Here is a 19262-nt window from a genome sequence, read left to right as displayed (position 1 = left end):
CGATAGCATCACCTCGGTACCACTGATACACCGAGGTGTCTGCATCGCAGGCAAGCCAGCTCCCACATGTGTTTTGTAGTGCCTGCTGGGTCAGCGGCGGTCTGCGACGACGCCAATCAACACCAGCACCACGATCAACACCGGTGCCAGGCTGTAGTTATTGAACTGGCTCAACCCCCGCACAATCCACGGCGTGGCGTAGATCAACGCCGCACCGCTGCCGATCAGGCACAGCAGGGCCATCAAGGGTACGCGCAAGGCGCCGGCGATGCTGCCCAGGCGTGCTTCGACCCAGCCCTTGATGTCGGCGCCGAACAGCACCAGCAAACAGCCTACAAGGGCCAACGAGATTTCCGACAGGTTGCTACGGCTCCAGCGGGATACGGTGGCGAGCAGGTCGAGTACCAGATCCATTCGATTTCCTTAAGAGCTATCAGCTCAAAAACTTCTGCAACAGGTCATTGAGAAAGAGTTGCCCGCGGTCGGTGGCCGCCAGGCGTGACGTTTCGACCTGCATTAATCCACTTTGTTCTGCGTCGCGGCGGCCTTCGTCGAGGCTCGCCAGATCAAGGCCGGTGCGCTCGGCGTAGAGCTTGGCATCAACCCCGTCGGTGAGGCGCAGCGCGTTCATCAGGAACTCGAACGGCAGTTCGTCGTTGGTCAGTTCTTTCGCGCCGGCCTGGAAGCTTTTGGCCGGGTTGAGGTAGTCCTTTGGTGCACGGGTTTTCCAGGTGCGGATGATGCGTCCGTCCGGGTGGCTGAGCTTGCCGTGGGCGCCGGCGCCGATGCCGATAAAGTCGCCAAAGCTCCAGTAATTGAGGTTATGCCGCGCCGGCCGCCCCGGTTGGGCGTAGGCCGAGACTTCATATTGTGCGTAACCGTGTTCGGCGAGCAGTGCCTGGCCGGCTTCCTGGATATCCCACAGCGTGTCGTCTTCCGGCAGCACGGGTGGCTGGTTCCAGAACACGGTGTTGGGTTCCAGGGTCAGTTGGTACCAGGACAGGTGCGTCGGCTTGAGCGCAATAGCCTGGCGCAAGTCGCCCAAGGCGTCGTCGAGGGACTGGTTGGGCAAACCGTGCATCAAGTCCAGGTTGAAGTTATCGAACCCGGCCTGGCGCGCCATACCGGCGGCGCGTGCGGCTTCGTCACCATTGTGAATGCGGCCCAGGGCTTCAAGCTTCTCTTGCTGGAAGCTCTGGATGCCGATGGACAGGCGATTGATCCCCAGCTTGCGGTACGCCACGAACTTCTCTTGTTCGAACGTCCCGGGGTTGGCTTCCAGGGTGATCTCGATATCGTCGGCAAACGGGATGCGCGCTTCAACGCCTTTGAGCAGGCGGCCCAGTGCAGCAGCGCTGAACAGGCTGGGCGTGCCGCCGCCGAAGAAAATCGAACTCAGTTCACGGCCATAAACGGCGTGCAGGTCTTGGTCCAGGTCCGCCAGCAAGGCGTCCACATACTCTTCTTCCGGCAGCACCTTACTGGCGGTGTGGGAGTTGAAGTCGCAATACGGGCATTTGCGCACGCACCACGGAATATGGATGTACAGCGCCAGGGGCGGCAGGTGGGGCAGCGTCGCCCGGGGTGTTTGCGCGCCGCCGTGGATCAGCGGCTGCGCAGAGGTGTTCTGGGTCATTTCAAACCTAGGCGCTGGCGCAGCAACGCCATGGCGCGGGCGCGGTGGCTGATTTGGTTTTTGTCGGCCGGGCTCAGTTCGGCGCTGGAGACATTACGCTCCGGCACCCAGAACAGCGGGTCATAGCCAAAGCCATGCTCACCGCTGGCCGCCTGCAGGATGCGGCCGTGCCACAGGCCTTCACACAGGATCGGCAACGGGTCATCGGCGTGCCGCACCAACGCCAGCACGCAGACGAACTGCGCGCCGCGCTCGGCCTCCGGCACGTCCTTGAGGGCGTCGAGCAGCTTGGCGTTATTAGCCGCATCACCTTTGCCGTCGGCGTAACGGGCCGAGTAGATGCCAGGCGCGCCGCCGAGGAAATCCACGGCCAGGCCCGAATCATCTGCCAGGGCTGGCAGGCCAGAGATACGTGCGGCGTTGCGGGCCTTGAGGATGGCATTCTCGACGAACGACAGGCCGGTCTCTTCCGGTTCGACCTGGCTGAACTCGCCAATCGAACGCAGGTGCACAGACTCACCTAGCATGGCTTGCAGTTCTTTGAGTTTGCCGGCGTTGTGGCTGGCGAGTACGAGTTGGGTAAGGTTCATCATTCGGCCGGGAACAGTTCTTGGTTGAATTGGAAGCCGTGGGCCTTGCCGCCGGTTTCAACGTTGATGGTAAACGTCTTGTATTCCCGCTGGGTCACCGAGTAGGGCGCGAGGTAGCTGATGCCGCTTTTCTCTTCGATCTGCTTGAACGTCAGGATCTCGCTCTTGCCGCCCAAATCCTTGACCGTGCCAGTGACTTGCGCGGCCACCGGGCTTACGCCCTTGATCACGGTCACGTTAATCAAACCCTTCTCCTTGCTGCGCACCACACCGACTTTTTGGGCGGTCTCAGCGGGCAGGAAGCTTGAAGTGAAGGTGTTGTAATGAACGGTGATATCGCCGAAGTCTTTTTTGCGATTAGCGTCGATAGTGTCGGCGGCCATGGCGCTGGCGCCCAGGCATGCGGTCAATAGAAAAATAGCCAAACGACTCATGAACGTCCCTCTTGAAGATGATTAGACGGCAACTTTGTGGTCGGTCAGGCCAGGACTGCTGACCCGGTAAATACCAATTTCGCCCAACAGGTTGGGCCATAGCTTACTCGCCCAGCCGTGGCGGTGCTGTTGATCGACGGCAAGGCGGTTGATCACCTTGGCTTCACGCTCGCCACACAGGGCTTCGAAGTCTTCGAAGGTGCAAAAGTGGATGTTCGGCGTGTTGTACCAGGTGTAGGGCAGGAAGTCGGAGACCGGCATGCGCCCCTTGGTGGCCAGGTACCAGCGGCAGCGCCAGTGGCCAAAGTTGGGGAAAGTGATGATGCATTGGCGGCCAACGCGCAGCATTTCGTCGAGGATGCGGTCCGGGTAGTGCACCGCTTGCAGGGCCTGGGTCATCACCACGATATCGAAGCTGTTGCTGGCAAAGTTGCCCAGGCCCTTGTCCAGGTCCTGCTCGATCACGTTGATGCCCTTGGCCACGCACTGGGCGATGTTGTCCGGGTCGTTTTCCAGGCCGTAGCCGGTGACTTGCTTGTGGTCGCGCAGCCAGCTCAGCAGTTCGCCGTCGCCGCAGCCCAGGTCGAGCACGCGGCTGCCGGCGGGGATCCAGTCTTGGATGATTTCCAGGTCGGCTCTCATGGCGTTCTCACAAAGTAATGCGGTTCATGTAGTTACTGAACGCCTGCAGGTAACGTGGGATCGGAATCAGGAAGGCGTCGTGGCCTTGCGGTGCATCGATCTCCAGGTAGCAGACGTCTTTCTTGGCGGCCATCAGGGCATCCACCAGCTCACGGGAGCGTGCCGGCGAAAAGCGCCAGTCAGTGGTGAACGACATCACGCAGAACTTGGCCGTGGCGTGCTCGAAGGTTTTTGCCAGGTCGTCATCGTGGTTGGCGGCCGGGTCGAAGTAGTCCAGGGCCTTGGTCATCAGCAGGTAGGTGTTGGCGTCAAAGCGCCCTGAGAATTCCTCGCCCTGGTAACGCAGGTAGCTCTCCACTTGGAACTCGACGCTGTGGAAGTCGTAGTTGAGTTTCTCGCTCTTGAGGCCACGGCCGAATTTCTCGCCCATGGAATCGTCGGACAGGTAGGTGATGTGGCCGACCATCCGCGCCAGCATCAAGCCACGCTTGGGGATCACGCCCGCTTCCTGGAACGAACCACCGTGGAAGTCGGGGTCGGTGAGGATCGCCTGGCGCGCCACTTCGTTGAAGGCGATGTTCTGCGCCGACAACTTGGGCGCCGAGGCGATGGCCAGGCAATGACGCACGCGGTCCGGGTAGGTGATGGTCCATTGCAGGGCCTGCATGCCGCCCAGGCTGCCGCCAATCACGGCGGCCCACTGGCTGATGCCCAGCAGGTCGGCCAGGCGTGCCTGGCTGTGCACCCAGTCTTCCACGGTCAGCACCGGGAAGTCGGCGCCGAACGGCTTACCGGTTTCCGGGTTGAGGCTGCTGGGGCCGGTGGAACCGTTGCAGCCGCCGAGGTTGTTCAGGCTGACCACAAAGAACTTATGGGTGTCGATGGGCTTGCCGGGGCCGATACAACTGTCCCACCAGCCGGGCTTGCGGTCGTCAACGCTATGGAAACCGGCGGCGTGATGATGGCCGGACAAGGCATGGCAGATCAGCACGGCGTTGCTCGCCGTGGCGTTCAGTTGGCCATAGGTTTCGTAGATCAGGTCGTAGGCTGGCAACGAACGGCCGCAGGCCAGGGCCAGGGGTTCGCTGAAATGCGCCACTTGTGGCACGACCAGTCCAACAGAATCGGGGGGGAAGGCAGCTGGCATCGACCCTGCTCTCGTTTAAATGAGGCGTAAGTCTAAAGAGCGGGGACCCTAGCGGCAAGCAATGGTCGGGGGTTAGCGTGATCGTTCCCACGCTCCGCGTGGGAATGCCTCTTGGGACGCTCTGCGTCCTGCCCTGGTGACGCGGAGCGTCACGGGCTGCATTCACACGCAGAGCGTGGGAACGATCAGCACAAGCCATGCTATCGCAGGCAAGCCACCCCCATAGGGGCTACGGCATTCAGATCAGGCCAAACAACTCTTTTGGCATGTAGGCAAAGTAGGCCAGGCGTGGAATCACCCAGCTCTGCAGCAGTTGAATCGCGATAAACGCAAAGATCGGCGAAATATCCAGGCCGCCCAGGTTGGGGATCAGACGACGGAACGGCGCCAGCACCGGCTCGGTGATCTGATAGACCAGCTCGGCACCCGGGCTACGGCTACCCGGTGCGACCCAGGACAGGATCACGCTGATGATCATCGACCAGAAAATGATCTTCAGGAACAGCGAGAAAATCCCGATCAGGCCCCATGGCAACAGCAGCACGGTGAAGGCCTGGTATCCATTGAGCATCAGGATCACCACGAACAGCAAAATCTGCAGCAACAGCGCCAGCACCAGCGACGACATGTCCAGGCCGAACAGGCTCGGGATCACCCGGCGCAGCGGCTTGAGCAGCGGTTGGGTGGCCTTCACCACGAACTGGCACAGCGGGTTGTAGAAGTTCGCACGCACCAGTTGCAGGATAAAGCGCATCAGTACGATCAGCAGGTACAGGCTGCCCAGGGTCTGGATGATGAAAATGGCAGCGTCATTGATTCCGAGCATGTTTGATTACCTTGGTAAGGGACGACTATTTGCCCAGTTGCTCAGCCATCTCGGCTGAACGATGTGCGGCGGCACCCAGGGCTGTTTCCACCAGGGCTTCAAAGCCCCCGGCCTGGAACGACTCAATAGCCGCTTGTGTGGTACCACCTGGCGAGGTGACGCGACGGCGCAGTTCGGCGGCATCCACCTCGCTGCCGACCGCCATTTTCGCGGCGCCCAGGGCGGTTTGCTCCGCCAGTTGCTCGGCCACGTCGTGGGGCAGGCCCAGCTTGACGCCGGCGGCCGTCATGGCCTCGATCAGCAGGAAGAAGTAGGCCGGGCCACTACCGGAAACGGCGGTAACCGCATCCAGTTGCTGTTCCTGCTCCAGCCACACGGCGATGCCCACCGCAGACAGCAGTTCCTGGGCCTGGTCACGTTGCTGCGCGGTGACTTCGCCAGTGGCATACAAACCGCTGACGCCCTGGCGCAGCAGCGCCGGGGTGTTGGGCATGCAGCGCACAATGGGCTGGGCACCGAGCCAGTTGGTCATGCTGGCGCAGGTGATGCCAGCGGCAATCGACACCACCAGTTGATGGGGTTGCAGGCTCGGGCGCAGGCTCTCGCACACGGCCTTCATGGCCTGGGGCTTGACCGCCAGCACGATCACATCGACGCCGTGGATGGCCTCGGCGTTATCGGCGAAGGTCTGGATACCGTGTTCGGCGCTGACGCGCTCGCGGGTTTCGGCACCGGGATCGCTGGCGCGGATCTGCTCGGCGTCCAGGCCCTTGGCCCGCAGGCCACCGATCAGGCTGGCCGCCATGTTACCGGCGCCGATAAAGGCAATACGCGTGTTGCTCATGACAGGTCCTTATTTCGAGGGATGTCAGCCATTTCACGGCTGGCCGTAGTCGCGGGCGCCAAACAGGGCGGTACCGATCCGCACCCAGGTGGCGCCTTGGGCAATGGCCGACTCAAGGTCGTGGCTCATGCCCATGGAAAGTGTGTCCAGCGCCAGGTTCAAGCTGGCTTGCAAGTCGCGCACCGTGGCGAACGCCGCATCCTGCTCCGCCCGGTCTTGCGTCGGCTCGGGAATCGCCATCAAGCCCCGCAGCTTCAAGCGCGGCAGGGCGCTGATCGCTGTGGCCAGGGCCGGCAGGTCAGCGGGCGTGCAGCCGGACTTGCTGGCTTCGCCACTGACATTGACCTGGATGCAGATATTGAGCGGCGGCAGGTCGGCCGGGCGTTGTTCGGACAGGCGTTGTGCGATTTTCAGGCGGTCCACGGAGTGCACCCAAGCGAAGTGCTCGGCGATGGCACGAGTCTTGTTCGATTGAATGGGGCCGATGAAGTGCCAACTCAAGGGCAGGTCGGTTAATTCCGCCTGTTTGCCCAGGGCTTCCTGCAGGTAGTTTTCACCAAAGTCGCGCAGCCCGGCGGCATAGGCTTCGCGCACTGCCTGCGCCGGTTTGGTCTTGCTCACGGCCAGCAGGTGGATGCTGCTTGCGTCACGTTGCACGGCGTCGGCTGCGGCGCGGATGCGCTGGCTAACCAGGCCGATGTTGTCTGCTATCGTCGACATTCAAGATGCGCCCGTGGATATGGAGTCCGCGGCATTCTACTGGAAATGGAAAGCCCTATGGATATCACGCAATTGCTGACGGCCAGCGTAAGCCGAGGCGCCTCAGACCTGCATTTGTCAGCCGGCCTGGCACCCATGCTGCGCATTGATGGCGAGGTTTGGCCCCTGGATGGGCCGGCGCTGAGCGCTACCCAAGTGGTCGACTTATTGAGCCCTTTGCTGAATAAACATCAACAAAAGGATTTCGAAACATCTCTTGAAACGGATTTTGCCTTCGAGTTGCCAGGCGTCGCCCGGTTCCGGGCGAACGTGTTCCGCCAGGATCGCGGCGTGGGTGCGGTGTTTCGGGCTATTCCGGCTGAGGTCCAGAGCCTGGAAGACCTGAGGTTGGGCGAGGTGTTCCAGCGTATCGCCCGCTTCCCTCGCGGGCTGGTGCTGGTGACCGGGCCCACCGGCTCGGGCAAGTCCACGACCCTGGCGGCGATGATTGACGACCTCAACCGACACCGTCGCCAGCATATCCTCACGCTGGAAGACCCCATCGAGTTTATCCACAGGCCGAAAATGGCCCTGGTCAACCAGCGCCAGGTGCATCGCGATACCCTCAGTTTCTCGCAGGCCCTGCGTTCCGCCCTGCGCGAAGACCCGGATGTGATCCTGGTGGGTGAACTGCGCGACCTTGAAACCATCCGCCTGGCGCTGACGGCGGCAGAGACCGGGCACCTGGTGTTTGGCACCCTGCACACCTCGTCGGCGGCAAAGACGGTAGACAGGCTGGTGGACGTCTTCCCGGCCGGGGAGAAGGCGATGGTCCGCTCGATGCTGTCGGAGTCGTTGCAGGCGGTGGTGTCCCAGGTGCTGGTGAAGAAAGTGGGCGGTGGGCGCGTGGCGGCCCATGAAATCATGCTGGGCACCCCGGCGATTCGTAACTTGATTCGCGAAGACAAGGTGGCGCAGATGGTTTCGGCGATCCAGACAGGTGGGGCGTTGGGGATGAAGACCCTGGATATGAGTTTGAAGGCGTTGGTCGGCGCAGGGCTGGTCAGCCGGGAAGAGGCGCGGGAGAAGGCGAGGGTGCCGGCAGATATCTAAAACGCACAGACACACAATGTGGGAGCTGGCTTGCCTGCGATAGCGGGCTGTCAGGCACTCTCTCTGCCAACTGACACACCGTCATCGCAGGCAAGCCAGCTCCCACATTTGATTGCATTTCAAATGGGGAGCTTCAGTGGTGCCTGGCTTAGCGCTGCACGATCCGCAGGTTGCTGTTCTGCTCTTTAGGCAGTACCCGCTTGGCAATTACGTAGTTCTTGTCCCAGAACGGCTTTTTCAGCGTGTCGATGCTCACCGACTTGCCACGGCGCGGTGCGTGGATAAAACGGTCGTTGCCCAGGTAGATGGCAACGTGGTTGACCTGGCGGCTCTTGAGCTTGAAGAACAACAGGTCGCCCGGTTTGAGGTCCTTGCGGTCAACCTTCAACCCGTGGCCGGCTGCCATGGCGTTGGAAGTGCGGGGCAGGTCTACCGCTTTCACATCGTTAAATGCATATTTCACCAGCCCGCTGCAGTCGAACCCTTTACTTGGGCTGCTGCCGCCCCAACGATAAGGTGTACCGAGCACGTTGACGGCACGGCTCAAGACGTTGCTGCTTTGCTTGGTGTTCACTGCCAGTTGGGTGGAAAGCGCTTTGCCGTTGACCTTGCTCAGTTGGGTCGGGCGGCTGACGGTTGGCTTTGCTGATTTGGCAGTGCTGGGCGTGCTATGGACTTTAGGGGTGAAACCGTTAACGTTCGGAAGTCGTTGCTCACGATTGGTGGCGTGGGCGGCCAGTGGCATTAATAGGCAAATGGTTAGCCATGTCTTGAAAAATGGTCGCATTAGGCGTGGCTCTTATGGGTTTGCGCGCAACTTTATAACAGCTTTTTGTGCTGTTCTCAGGCCGTTTGTCGACTGAACCTTGGGGTCAAACTCAGGAAAAACGCGACGATTCGCCGCAATTGTCCTACACAAGGCAGGTGGCACAAGGCTTTGAGGGCAGGAAGATACCATTTACCGTACGTCGGGCGCCCGTAAAAAAGTCACAAAGAAAATGAAAAAATTTATCTATCGACGCAAAAGAGGTCCTTCATGAACACCTATCAACAGGTTGGTCAGCAGCACGATACCCACAGTAAGGCGATTGGTTACCTGCTGTGGATTTTCGGTTTTACCGGGGCTCATCGCTTTTATTACGGCAAGCCCGTGACCGGTACGATCTGGTTTTTCACTTTCGGCTTGCTGGGTATTGGCTGGCTGATCGACTTGTTCCTGATCCCGGCCATGGACCGTGAGGCCGACCTGCGGTTTACCGCTGGGCCGATTGAATACAACGTGGCCTGGATTCTGTTGGCGTTCCTGGGGGTGTTTGGTGTGCACCGCATGTATCAGGGCAAATGGATCACCGGCCTGATCTACCTGCTGACCGGCGGTTTGTTCCTGGTCGGAGTGCTGTATGACTTCTGGACGTTGAACACGCAGATTTCGATCCGCAATGCCGAGCGCAATAGCGGCCGTTGAGCACTATAGCGCAGTGTGGGAGCTGGCTTGCCTGCGATGCAGGCACCTCGGTGTATCAGGTAGACCGAGGTGATGCTATCGCAGGCAAGCCGGCTCCCACATTGACCGTAACCACATTAGATAGGCGAGTTATCAAGCCTGGTAGCTGATCCGCCCATCCATCAAGGTATACCGCACCGTCGCCGGCAGGCTGTGGCCGATGAACGGGCAGTTTTCGCCCTTGGACAACCAGCGCTCACCAGCCACCGTCGAGCTTGCCAGGTCGAACAGCACCAGGTCCGCCGGTGAGCCCACCGCCAACTGGCCCGCTGGCAAGCGCAGTGCCTCGGCCGGGCCGGCGCTCAGGCGTGCCAGCAGTGTCGGCAGGTCCAGCAAGCCGTCTTCTACCAGCGTCATCGCCAATGGCAGCAACAACTCCACGCTGCTGATGCCCGGCTCGGTCGCGCCAAACGGTGCCAGCTTGGCGTCGCGCTCGTGAGGTTGGTGATGGCTGGAAATCGCCGACACCACACCCGACTTCACCGCCGCACGCAAACCGTCACGGTCTGCCTTGGTGCGCAGCGGGGGCTGTACGTGGTACAGGCTGGAGAAGTCGATCAGCGCCTCATCCGTCAGGATCAGTTGGTACAGGGCGACATCCGCGGTTACCCGTAAGCCACGGGCCTGGGCCTGGGCGATCAAAGCCACGCCCCGGGCGCTGGTCAACTGGCTGAAATGCGCACGCACGCCGCTTTGTTCTACCAGCAACAGGTCGCGGGCGAGAGCCACGGTTTCTGCGGTTTCCGGAATGCCCGGCAGGCCGAGGAAGCTGGCCACTGCGCCTTCATGGGCCAGGCCACCTTCGGCCAGGTCGCGGTCCTGGGAATGGAAGATCACCGTCAAGTCGAACGTGGCCGCGTATTCCAGGGCGCGGCACAAGGTGCGTGTGCTGCGAAAGCTTTCCAGGCCATTGCCGAAGGCTACGCAACCGGCGTCACGTAGGGCGATCAATTCGGCAAGTTGTTCGCCATCCAGGCCCTTGCTCAAGGCGCCAATGGGAAACACTTTGCAATTGCCGGCTTCGCGGGCGCGGTCGAGGATCAGTTCGGTCACGGCCGACGTGTCCAGCACCGGCTTGGTGTTGGGCGGGCAACACAGGCTGGTCACACCACCGGCTGCGGCGGCCTGGGTTTCGCTGGCGATGTTGCCTTTGCGGCTGTAGCCCGGCTCGCGCAGGGCGACATTCAAGTCCACCAGCCCAGGCGCGGCCACCAGGCCCTTGGCATCGATGCTCTGGCCGGCGTTGAAGCCTGCGGGGGCGGCGCCGATGGCGACGATCTTGCCGGCGTCCAGGTGTAGATCGGTAACTTGGTCCAGGCCACTGGCCGGGTCGATGACTCGGGCGCCGAGAATGCTGAGCTTCACTGGGCCTGCTCCTGCTCGAATTGACGTTGCGCGGTTTGCCCGCTCATGGCCATGGACAGCACGGCCATACGCACCGCGATGCCGTAGGTCACTTGGTTGAGAATCACCGACTGTGGGCCGTCGGCCACCGCCGACTCAATTTCTACGCCACGGTTGATCGGCCCCGGGTGCATCACGATGGCATCCGGCTTGGCCATGCCCAGGCGTGCGGTGGTCAGCCCGAACAGGCGGTAAAATTCACCTTCGCTGGGCAATAAGCCCCCGGCCATGCGCTCGCGTTGCAGGCGCAGCATGATCACCACGTCCACATCCTTGAGGCCCTCGGCCATGTCGGTGTAGACCTTCACGCCATACTGTTCGATGCCGATGGGCAACAAGGTCTTGGGCGCAATCACGCGGATATCCGGGCAACCCAGGGCTTTGAGGGCCAGCATGTTCGAACGTGCTACCCGCGAATGCAGGATGTCGCCGACGATGGCCACCGAGAGGTTTTCAAAGCTGCCCTTGTGCCGACGAATGGTGAGCATGTCGAGCATGCCCTGGGTCGGGTGCGCGTGGCGGCCGTCGCCGCCATTGATGATTGCCACGTTCGGGCACACATGCTCAGCAATAAAGTGCGCAGCGCCGGAGTCGCCGTGGCGTACCACGAACATGTCGGCTGCCATGGCTTCCAGGTTGCGCAGGGTGTCGAGCAGGGTTTCGCCTTTGCTCGCCGACGAGGTGGACACGTTCAGCGTGATCACATCGGCCGACAGCCGCTGGGCCGCCAGTTCAAAGGTGGTGCGGGTGCGGGTGGAGTTCTCGAAGAACACGTTGCAGATAGTTTTACCGCGCAACAACGGGACTTTCTTCACTGCTCGGCCACCGACTTCCAGGAATGAGTCGGCGGTGTCGAGGATTTCGGTGAGCAGTTCGCGGGGCAAACCGTCGAGGGACAAGAAGTGTTGCAACTGGCCCTGAGCATTGAGCTGCAGCGGGCGCTTGGCATCTAGAGGCGTCATCGCGGGGACTCTTTACAAGGCGGTTTAAAGGGCAAGGTCTTGCAGTTCGAGTTCGAGCGGCGTGGGACCGGACAATTTTACCCGTTGCTGGGGGGCAAGCGACAGGGTCGCGCCTACGACGTCCGGGCTGATCGGCAGCTCGCCAGCGTCCAGGTCCAACAGGCACACCAGGGTCACGCTGGCCGGGCGGCCATAGTCGAACAGCTCGTTCATGGCGGCGCGGATGGTACGGCCGCTCATCAGCACGTCGTCGATCAATACCAGGTGCTGGCCTTCGATCTCGAAGGGCAGGGCCGATGGGCGCACTTGTGGATGCAGGCCGTTCTGGCTGAAATCGTCGCGGTAGAAGGACACGTCCAGGGTGCCCAGGGGCGAATCGCTACCCAGTTCTTCCAGCAATGCCTGGGCCACCCACACGCCACCGGTGCGTATGCCGATAAAACGCGGTTCGCTGATGGCACGGTGTTCCAGGTGCGCCTTGAGGCGTATCGCCATCTGGCTGATCAGTTCGGCAGGGTTCGGCAAGCTCATGGTGGCTCCTTGTTAAGTGTGTAGGAGCGAGCTTGCTCGCGAAAAACGTCAACGATAACGCGTGAAAACCTGGAAGTGCGCGGTGCCTGTGAGTTCTTCGCGAGCAAGCTCGCTCCTACAAAAACGGCATAGCAGCAAGCCGCGTCCGTCAGGATTCAAATAAAGCGGTGTTTTCATCCAGCCAGCCCTGCAACAGCAAGGCGGCGGCGATGGCGTCCACCGGGTTGTCGCGGTAACTGCCTTTTTGCCCGCCACGGTCACGGCGCTCACCCTTGGCTTCAAAGGTGGTAAGGCGTTCGTCGTGGGTATAGAAGGGCAGGTTGTAGCGGCCATTGAGGCGGCGCGCGAATTTCTCGGCGCGCAGGCACATGTCGCTCGGGGTGCCATCCATGTTCAGGGGCAGGCCGACCACCACTGCGTCAGGCTTCCACTCTTTAATCAGGGCTTCGACCTGGTTCCAGTCCGGCACGCCGTTCTGGGCCTTGAGGGTGCACAGCTCACGGGCCTGGCCGGTGATGACCTGGCCAACCGCGACGCCGATCTGTTTGGTGCCGTAGTCAAAACCGAGGATCAGACGCAAAGCCATCAGGCGTGCCCCGCCTGGCTGGTCAGCAGGCTGAGGTTGACCCGCAGCTTGGCCGCGGCCGCTTCCAGGCGCAGTTCGCTGGCGGTGTTGAACAGGATGTCAGCGTCGAACGGGCAGGTCAGCCAGGCATTGCTGGCCAGTTCGGCCTCCAGTTGCCCGGCTTCCCAACCGGCGTAGCCCAGGGTGATCACACTTTGCTCAGGGCCGACGCCGTCGGCGATGGCAAACAGCACGTCCTGGGACGTGGAGAGTGACACGCCTTCAAGGTCTACCGTGGCCTGGAACTTCGGCCCGGTGGGGTGCAGCACAAAACCGCGATCGGTCTGCACCGGCCCGCCGATGTAGATCGGCACGTGCAGGCAGCTTGCCGGCGGGTCGATTTCCGGGCGCAGTTGCTCAAGGATATCCGCCAGGTTCAGCTCCTGCGGGCGGTTGACCACCAGCCCCATGGCACCATTGGCCGTGTGCTCGACGATGTAGGTCAAGGTCTGCGCAAAGTTCGGGTCGGCCATATGGGGCATGGCGATCAGGAATTGGTGCTTGAGGTAGGTCGGGCTGACGTTTTTCATGTCCGCTAGTGTGGCGTTGGAGGGGCGAACTGACAAGTGCGGGCGCGCGCCTGATCGCTGATCGTTCCCACGCTCCGCGTGGGAACGCATCCCGGGGCGCTCCGCGTCCCAAGGGCAGACGCAGAGCGTCCGTGGCGGCATTCCCACGCGGAGCGTGGGAACGATCTGAAGTGCGGGCGCGATCAGTTGCTGGACAACCGGTCGCCCTTGGCAAACCGCCAGGTGCGGATGATTTCCAGGCGGTCCACGTCGTTCAAGTCGCCGCTGAACGGCGCAAAGGGCGCGGCCAGACGCACGATACGTTGCGCGGCCTGGTCCAGCAGCGGCTGGCCGGAGGACTCCAGCACCTGCACTTCATACAGCGAGCCGTCACGGTTGATCGACACCAGCAGGCGCAAATTGCCATAAATCTGCTGGCGCCGCGCCTCGTCCGGGTAATTGAGGTTACCGATACGTTCGACCTTCTTGCGCCACTCGTCCTTATACCAGGCACCTTTGTCGCGCATGGTCGAGGCCGCGTTCAGGCGGTAGATGCGCGGGCGCTTGGCATACAGCTGTTGCTCATGGGCCAGTTCGGCTTCCAGGCTGGAAATTTCGTCGGACAGCGTCGAGCTGTCGAACGTCGGCGCAGGTTTCACCGGTTCGGGCTTGGGTTCGGTCTTGGCTTTTTCGCGCTGGGTCGGGGCTTTTTGCGGCTTGGGCGCGACGGTGGTTACCGCAGCCTTGGGCGCGGCCTGCTTGACCTCGGGCTTGGGCGCCGGCGGCGGGGTGACCTTCTTGACCTGGTTGTCGTGGAAGGGCGCCACTTCGGTGGTCTTGGGCACGGCTTTCTTGTCGAGGGTGCCGCTGCCTTGCTGGTTGTCCTGGGCGAGAAAGTCAGCCTTTTCGGGCTTCTTTTCGCTCTTGAACGTGGCGAGGGTGATTTCCAGGGTCTTGGTGATCTGCTTGGGTTCCACCAGGGTGAACCCCACGCCCAGGAGCAGGGCGAGGTGAATCAGCGCAGCGAGAAACAGGGTAAAACCGAGACGATCAGCCGGGCGCACGCCGCTATGGGTGAATTCGGGGGGCAGATCGGACGGGAGTGTCATGACAAGAAAACCAACATCGCGCGTTTCACAGATGGCGCATGATAACGCAATGTTGGTGTGTGTCCGGCTGTTCTATGTCACTTGGCTTTTAGCTTGCGCTCAATGGCGGCCATCAGCATTTCGCCGATATTCGTGCCAAATGCATTGTCGATCTCGCGAATACAGGTGGGGCTGGTGACGTTGATTTCAGTGAGGTTCTCACCAATTACGTCGAGTCCGACAAACAGCAGGCCTTTTTCCCGTAGGGTCGGGCCGACTTGAGCGGCGATCCAGCGGTCCTTGTCCGACAACGGCCGCGCTTCACCGCGACCACCGGCGGCCAGGTTGCCACGGGTCTCGCCGGCTGCCGGGATACGCGCCAGGCAGTAATCCACCGGCTCGCCGTCGATCATCAGGATACGCTTGTCACCGTCCTTGATCGCCGGCAGGTAGGCCTGGCCCATGATCTGCTGGGTGCCCAGGGCGGTCAGGGTTTCGAGGATCACCGACAGGTTCGGGTCGCCGGCGCGGTGACGGAAGATCGAGGTGCCGCCCATGCCGTCCAGCGGCTTGAGGATCACGTCGCCATGCTTGGCGGCGAATTCACGCAGTACATCGGCGCGGCGGCTGACCACGGTCGGTGGCGTGCACTGCGGGAACAGGGTGGCAAACAGCTTTTCATTGCAGTCGCGCAGGCTCTGCGGTTTGTTGACGATCAACACGCCCGCACGTTCTGCCTGCTCCAGCAAGTAGGTGGAGTACACAAACTCCATGTCGAACGGCGGATCCTTGCGCATCAGGATCACGTCGAGGTCGCTCAGCGGGCTGTCGATTTCGTCAGAAAGCTCGAACCACTTCTCAGGGTTGGCGAACACCTGCAGCGGGCGCATGCGTGCGCGGGCTTCGCCGTCACCCTGGTAAAGGTCGCGCTGCTCCATATAGAACAAGGTCCAGCCGCGGGCCTGGGCGGCCAGGAGCATGGCCAGCGAACTGTCCTTTTTATAGGAAATGCTGGCGATAGGGTCCATGACAATGCCGACGCGAACGCTCATGGGGGATTTCCTCTAGCAAATTGGGGCGCATAAAAGTGGCGTCAGAGTGGCGCTGCGGCTGTTGTGGGTCAAGGAAAAACCACTGGGCGGGTGCCTCGATAGATTGCGCCAGGAGACTGTGCTAAAAAGGCTGGCACGGCGCAGCAGCCCTTGAATTCCAAGGCTTGCGGCGTTCATCCTGTGCAACGTCAGGCAGTACACACCGAAAACCGATTCGCTGTGGCGATGGTAGAGCAGATATGGAACAGCATTCCAACGCCTTGAAGGTGATGGTGATCGACGATTCGAAAACGATCCGCCGCACCGCCGAGACGCTGTTGAAGAACATGGGGTGCGAGGTCATCACGGCGATCGACGGTTTCGACGCCCTGGCCCGTATTGTCGATCATCACCCGCACATTATCTTTGTCGACATCATGATGCCGCGCCTGGATGGCTACCAGACCTGCGCCCTGGTGAAGAACAACCCGGCGTTCAAGTCGATCCCGGTGATCATGCTGTCCTCCAAGGATGGCCTGTTCGACAAGGCCAAGGGACGCATTGTGGGTGTCGATCAATTTTTGACCAAGCCTTTCAGCAAGGAAGAACTGCTGGGGGCGATCAAGGCTTATGTGCCTGGGTTCGCCGCAGTAGAACAAGCACACTGACGCCGCCTCACGAGGGCTGGCGCCGACCAATGTAGCGGGGAAAACCATGGCACGTATTCTGATCGTCGACGATTCGCCGACTGAAATGTACAAACTCACCGGCATGCTGGAAAAGCACGGCCACCAAGTCCTGAAAGCCGAGAACGGAGGGAATGGCGTGGCCCTGGCCCGCCAGGAAAAGCCCGACGCGGTGCTGATGGACATCGTGATGCCGGGCCTCAACGGCTTCCAGGCCACACGCCAATTGTCCAAGTCGCCCGAAACCAGCGATATCCCCGTGATCATCATCACCACCAAGGATCAGGACACCGACAAAGTCTGGGGCAAACGCCAGGGCGCCAAGGACTACCTCACCAAGCCGGTGGATGAAGAAACCCTGATCGCCACCCTGAACAAGGTGCTGGCCGGCTAAGGCTTGCGATCATGACCGAGTCGCAAACCGCTTTTGAGCTGCTGCTGGACATCGACCGCCGCTGCCGCTTGCTGGCCGCGGACCTGCCGTCCCAGGAAACGCGCCTGCAACGCTGGAGCGGTATCGCCTTTCGCATAGGGCCAAACGCCTACGTGGCGCCCATGGGCGAAGTCGCCGAGGTGTTGCATGAGCCGCGCTGCACCTTGATGCCGGGGGTCAAGCCTTGGGTCAAGGGCGTGGCCAACTTGCGCGGGCGCTTGCTGCCGGTGATGGACCTGGGCGGGTTCCTTGGCCTTGAGTTGTCCAAGGCGCGCAAGCAACGGCGGGTGCTGGTGGTGGAGTTCAACGACCTGTTTGTCGGGCTGCTGGTAGATGAGGTGGTAGGCATGCAGCATTTCCCATTGGACGCCTGGGTGGCGAGCACCGCCTCGAGCGCGCCGTTTATGCAGGGCCAGTTCGACGGCGACCCGCCGTGGCAAGTCTTCAGCCCCTTCGCCCTGGCCCAGGCCCCTGGCTTCATGGATGTTGCCGCATGAGCACCGCTACCACGCCCAAACCCCAGGCCGCTTCGCGCAGCCGTTCGCAGATCATCGTGCTGTTTATCGCCTTGATCGTGTTCATCATGTTGCTGTTCGCCAACTTCGCGTACCTCAACACCCAGTCCACCTACGATAAACAGTACATCGGCCACGCCGGTGAGCTGCGCGTGCTGTCCCAGCGCATTGCCAAGAACGCCACCGAGGCCGCTGCCGGCAAAGCGGCGGCGTTCAAGCTGCTGGGCGATGCGCGCAACGATTTTGCCCAGCGCTGGGGCTACCTGAAAAAAGGTGACCCGCAAACCGGTTTGCCGGCGGCGCCCAGTGCGGTACGCGCCGAAATGCGGGCAGTGCAGACCGACTGGGAGGCGCTGCTGAAAAACACCGACGCCATCCTGGCCAGCGAGCAGACCGTGTTGTCGTTGCACCAGGTGGCGGCGACCCTGGCCGAAACCGTGCCGCAACTGCAGATCGAGTCGGAAAAGGTCGTGGATAGCCTGCTGCAACGCGGCGCCCCGGCCAGCCAGGTGGCCTTGGCCCAACGCCAGTCGCTGCTGGCCGAACGTATCCTGGGGGCGGTCAACACGGTGCTGGCGGGGGATGAAACCGCCGTGCAGGCCGCCGATGCCTTCGGTCGCGATGCCAACCGTTTTGGCGCGGTGCTCAATGGCATGCTCAACGGCAACCCGGGGTTGCGTATCACCCAGGTCGAAGACCCGGACGCCCGGGCGCGGCTGGCGGACATTGCCGAGCTGTTCGAATTTGTCTCCGGCTCCGTGGATGAAATTCTCGAGACTTCGCCGCAGTTGTTCCAGGTGCGCGCCTCGGCGAGCAATATTTTCAACTTGTCGCAAACCCTGCTCGATGAAGCTTCGCACCTGGCCACCGGTTTTGAAAACCTCGCCAGCGGGCGCAGTTTAGACACCATCGGCGGTTACGTGCTGGGCTTGCTGGCGCTGGCCTCGATCATCCTGATCGGCCTGGTCATGGTGCGCGAGACCAACCGCCAACTGCATGAAACCGCGCAGAAGAACGAGCGCAACCAGAACGCGATCATGCGCCTGCTGGATGAAATCGAAGACCTGGCCGACGGCGACCTTACCGTCACCGCCTCGGTCACCGAAGACTTTACCGGCACCATCGCAGACTCCATCAACTATTCGGTGGACCAACTGCGCGACCTGGTCGCCACCATCAATCTCACGGCCGGGCAGGTCGCGGGCGCGGTGCAGGACACCCAGGCCACCGCCATGCACCTGGCCCAGGCGTCGGAGCATCAGGCCCAGCAGATTGCCGAAGCGTCTACCGCCATCAACCAGATGGCGCAGTCCATCGATCAGGTATCGGCCAACGCGGCCGAATCCTCTGCGGTAGCAGAACGTTCGGTAGAGATCGCCAACAAAGGTAACGAGGTGGTGCACAACACCATCCACGGCATGGACAACATTCGCGAACAGATCCAGGACACCGCCAAGCGCATCAAGCGCCTGGGCGAGTCGTCCCAGGAAATTGGCGACATCATCAGCCTGATCGACGACATCGCCGACCAGACCAACATCCTCGCCCTCAACGCCGCAATCCAGGCCAGCATGGCCGGTGACGCCGGGCGCGGCTTTGCGGTGGTGGCCGATGAAGTGCAACGGCTGGCCGAACGCTCCTCGGCGGCCACCCGGCAGATCGAAACCCTGGTGCGCACCATTCAGGCCGACACCAACGAAGCGGTGATCTCCATGGAGCAGACCACTACAGAAGTGGTGCGCGGCGCACGCCTGGCCCAGGACGCCGGGGTGGCGCTGGAAGAGATCGAAGGCGTGTCCAAAACCCTGGCGGCGCTGATCCAGAGCATTTACAACGCGGCGCAGCAACAGACCTCATCGGCGGGGCAGATTTCCCTGACCATGAACGTGATCCAGCAGATCACCACGCAGACTTCGTCGGGTTCCACCGCCACCGCCGAGAGCATTGGTAACCTGGCGAAGATGGCCAGCCAGTTGCGCAGGTCGGTATCGGGTTTCACCTTGCCGCCGCCCAAGCAGGTCGATGATTGAAATACGACCTGAA

23 protein-coding genes are annotated in these 19262 nt (G+C 61.6%); 6 read left to right on the top strand and 17 right to left on the bottom strand.

Going from position 1 to position 19262, the window contains the following annotated elements:
* Window positions 1-90 precede the first annotated feature (90 nt).
* The 9 genes from E1K68_RS26035 to E1K68_RS25995 form a co-directional block, all read right to left on the bottom strand.
* Window positions 91-414: a DUF3392 domain-containing protein gene (locus E1K68_RS26035; protein ID WP_003195099.1), complete on the bottom strand. Its 324-nt coding sequence runs from the start codon at window positions 412-414 to the stop codon at window positions 91-93.
* A 19-nt stretch (window positions 415-433) separates the two neighbouring features.
* The gene (gene hemW / locus E1K68_RS26030; RefSeq protein ID WP_212614822.1) at window positions 434-1636 is read right to left on the bottom strand and encodes a radical SAM family heme chaperone HemW; all 1203 of its coding nucleotides are present in this window, start codon (window positions 1634-1636) and stop codon (window positions 434-436) included.
* Window positions 1633-2229, bottom strand: a complete 597-nt coding sequence (gene rdgB, locus E1K68_RS26025; protein WP_003195095.1) for an RdgB/HAM1 family non-canonical purine NTP pyrophosphatase — start codon at window positions 2227-2229, stop codon at window positions 1633-1635. The genes hemW and rdgB overlap by 4 nt, the downstream gene beginning before the upstream one ends.
* Window positions 2226-2660 carry a DUF4426 domain-containing protein gene (locus E1K68_RS26020; protein WP_003195093.1) on the bottom strand — a complete coding sequence of 145 codons (435 nt, stop codon included), beginning with the start codon at window positions 2658-2660 and terminating at the stop codon, window positions 2226-2228. The genes rdgB and E1K68_RS26020 overlap by 4 nt, the downstream gene beginning before the upstream one ends.
* A 21-nt stretch (window positions 2661-2681) precedes the next feature.
* Window positions 2682-3302, bottom strand: a complete 621-nt coding sequence (gene metW, locus E1K68_RS26015; protein WP_003195091.1) for a methionine biosynthesis protein MetW — start codon at window positions 3300-3302, stop codon at window positions 2682-2684.
* Between the two features lie 7 nt (window positions 3303-3309).
* Window positions 3310-4449, bottom strand: coding sequence for a homoserine O-acetyltransferase (locus E1K68_RS26010; RefSeq protein ID WP_137204159.1), 1140 nt, complete (start codon window positions 4447-4449; stop codon window positions 3310-3312).
* Between the two features lie 238 nt (window positions 4450-4687).
* On the bottom strand, window positions 4688-5275 hold the full coding sequence (locus tag E1K68_RS26005) for a YggT family protein (protein WP_057710247.1): 588 nt from the start codon (window positions 5273-5275) through the stop codon (window positions 4688-4690).
* A gap of 25 nt (window positions 5276-5300) precedes the next feature.
* Window positions 5301-6119, bottom strand: coding sequence for a pyrroline-5-carboxylate reductase (gene proC, locus E1K68_RS26000; protein ID WP_032902278.1), 819 nt, complete (start codon window positions 6117-6119; stop codon window positions 5301-5303).
* Window positions 6120-6152: 33 nt separating this feature from the next.
* A complete protein-coding gene (locus E1K68_RS25995) occupies window positions 6153-6839 on the bottom strand; it encodes a YggS family pyridoxal phosphate-dependent enzyme (protein WP_003195083.1) in 687 nt (228 codons plus the stop codon).
* 57 nt (window positions 6840-6896) lie between these two features.
* Here E1K68_RS25995 and E1K68_RS25990 point away from each other — a divergent pair, with 57 nt between their 5' ends.
* Window positions 6897-7931 (top strand): type IV pilus twitching motility protein PilT, encoded by a 1035-nt coding sequence (locus E1K68_RS25990; protein WP_137204160.1) that lies wholly within the window; start codon window positions 6897-6899, stop codon window positions 7929-7931.
* A gap of 148 nt (window positions 7932-8079) precedes the next feature.
* Here the strand turns inward: E1K68_RS25990 and E1K68_RS25985 are convergent, their stop codons facing one another.
* Window positions 8080-8718, bottom strand: coding sequence for a C40 family peptidase (locus tag E1K68_RS25985; protein ID WP_057710249.1), 639 nt, complete (start codon window positions 8716-8718; stop codon window positions 8080-8082).
* Window positions 8719-8967: 249 nt separating this feature from the next.
* Between E1K68_RS25985 and E1K68_RS25980 the strand changes: the two genes are divergently transcribed.
* Window positions 8968-9396 carry a TM2 domain-containing protein gene (locus E1K68_RS25980; protein ID WP_003195076.1) on the top strand — a complete coding sequence of 143 codons (429 nt, stop codon included), beginning with the start codon at window positions 8968-8970 and terminating at the stop codon, window positions 9394-9396.
* 132 nt (window positions 9397-9528) lie between these two features.
* On the opposite strand, the gene E1K68_RS25975 is transcribed toward E1K68_RS25980, so the two are convergent.
* From E1K68_RS25975 to gshB, 7 genes are all read right to left on the bottom strand, one after another.
* A complete protein-coding gene (locus E1K68_RS25975) occupies window positions 9529-10800 on the bottom strand; it encodes a dihydroorotase (protein ID WP_034128939.1) in 1272 nt (423 codons plus the stop codon).
* Window positions 10797-11801 (bottom strand): aspartate carbamoyltransferase catalytic subunit, encoded by a 1005-nt coding sequence (locus E1K68_RS25970; RefSeq protein WP_003195072.1) that lies wholly within the window; start codon window positions 11799-11801, stop codon window positions 10797-10799. Before E1K68_RS25970 ends, E1K68_RS25975 begins: the two co-directional genes overlap by 4 nt.
* A gap of 24 nt (window positions 11802-11825) precedes the next feature.
* Window positions 11826-12332, bottom strand: a complete 507-nt coding sequence (gene pyrR / locus E1K68_RS25965) for a bifunctional pyr operon transcriptional regulator/uracil phosphoribosyltransferase PyrR (RefSeq protein WP_003195069.1) — start codon at window positions 12330-12332, stop codon at window positions 11826-11828.
* Between the two features lie 148 nt (window positions 12333-12480).
* Entirely contained in the window at window positions 12481-12918 is a 438-nt protein-coding gene (ruvX, locus tag E1K68_RS25960) for a Holliday junction resolvase RuvX (protein WP_003195067.1), read from the bottom strand.
* Window positions 12918-13487: a YqgE/AlgH family protein gene (locus E1K68_RS25955; RefSeq protein WP_003195065.1), complete on the bottom strand. Its 570-nt coding sequence runs from the start codon at window positions 13485-13487 to the stop codon at window positions 12918-12920. The genes ruvX and E1K68_RS25955 overlap by 1 nt, the downstream gene beginning before the upstream one ends.
* A 182-nt stretch (window positions 13488-13669) precedes the next feature.
* Window positions 13670-14575: an energy transducer TonB gene (locus E1K68_RS25950; RefSeq protein ID WP_047711988.1), complete on the bottom strand. Its 906-nt coding sequence runs from the start codon at window positions 14573-14575 to the stop codon at window positions 13670-13672.
* 77 nt (window positions 14576-14652) lie between these two features.
* Entirely contained in the window at window positions 14653-15606 is a 954-nt protein-coding gene (gene gshB / locus E1K68_RS25945; RefSeq protein WP_003195061.1) for a glutathione synthase, read from the bottom strand.
* A 239-nt stretch (window positions 15607-15845) separates the two neighbouring features.
* Here gshB and pilG point away from each other — a divergent pair, with 239 nt between their 5' ends.
* Genes pilG through E1K68_RS25925 form a run of 4 tightly spaced genes read left to right on the top strand, consistent with a single transcriptional unit; the run spans window position 15846 to window position 19249 of the window.
* A complete protein-coding gene (gene pilG, locus E1K68_RS25940) occupies window positions 15846-16253 on the top strand; it encodes a twitching motility response regulator PilG (RefSeq protein WP_014720321.1) in 408 nt (135 codons plus the stop codon).
* A 46-nt stretch (window positions 16254-16299) separates the two neighbouring features.
* Window positions 16300-16665 carry a twitching motility response regulator PilH gene (gene pilH / locus E1K68_RS25935; RefSeq protein WP_003195057.1) on the top strand — a complete coding sequence of 122 codons (366 nt, stop codon included), beginning with the start codon at window positions 16300-16302 and terminating at the stop codon, window positions 16663-16665.
* Between the two features lie 11 nt (window positions 16666-16676).
* Window positions 16677-17201, top strand: coding sequence for a chemotaxis protein CheW (locus E1K68_RS25930; RefSeq protein ID WP_003195055.1), 525 nt, complete (start codon window positions 16677-16679; stop codon window positions 17199-17201).
* A complete protein-coding gene (locus E1K68_RS25925) occupies window positions 17198-19249 on the top strand; it encodes a methyl-accepting chemotaxis protein (protein ID WP_003195053.1) in 2052 nt (683 codons plus the stop codon). The genes E1K68_RS25930 and E1K68_RS25925 overlap by 4 nt, the downstream gene beginning before the upstream one ends.
* Window positions 19250-19262 lie beyond the last annotated feature (13 nt).

Origin of the sequence: Pseudomonas sp. B2021 (assembly GCF_018135665.1) — a bacterium.
GTDB lineage: Bacteria > Pseudomonadota > Gammaproteobacteria > Pseudomonadales > Pseudomonadaceae > Aquipseudomonas > Aquipseudomonas lactis.
Note: the sequence above shows the minus strand (reverse complement) of the source record. Positions and strands in the feature narration are given on the sequence as shown.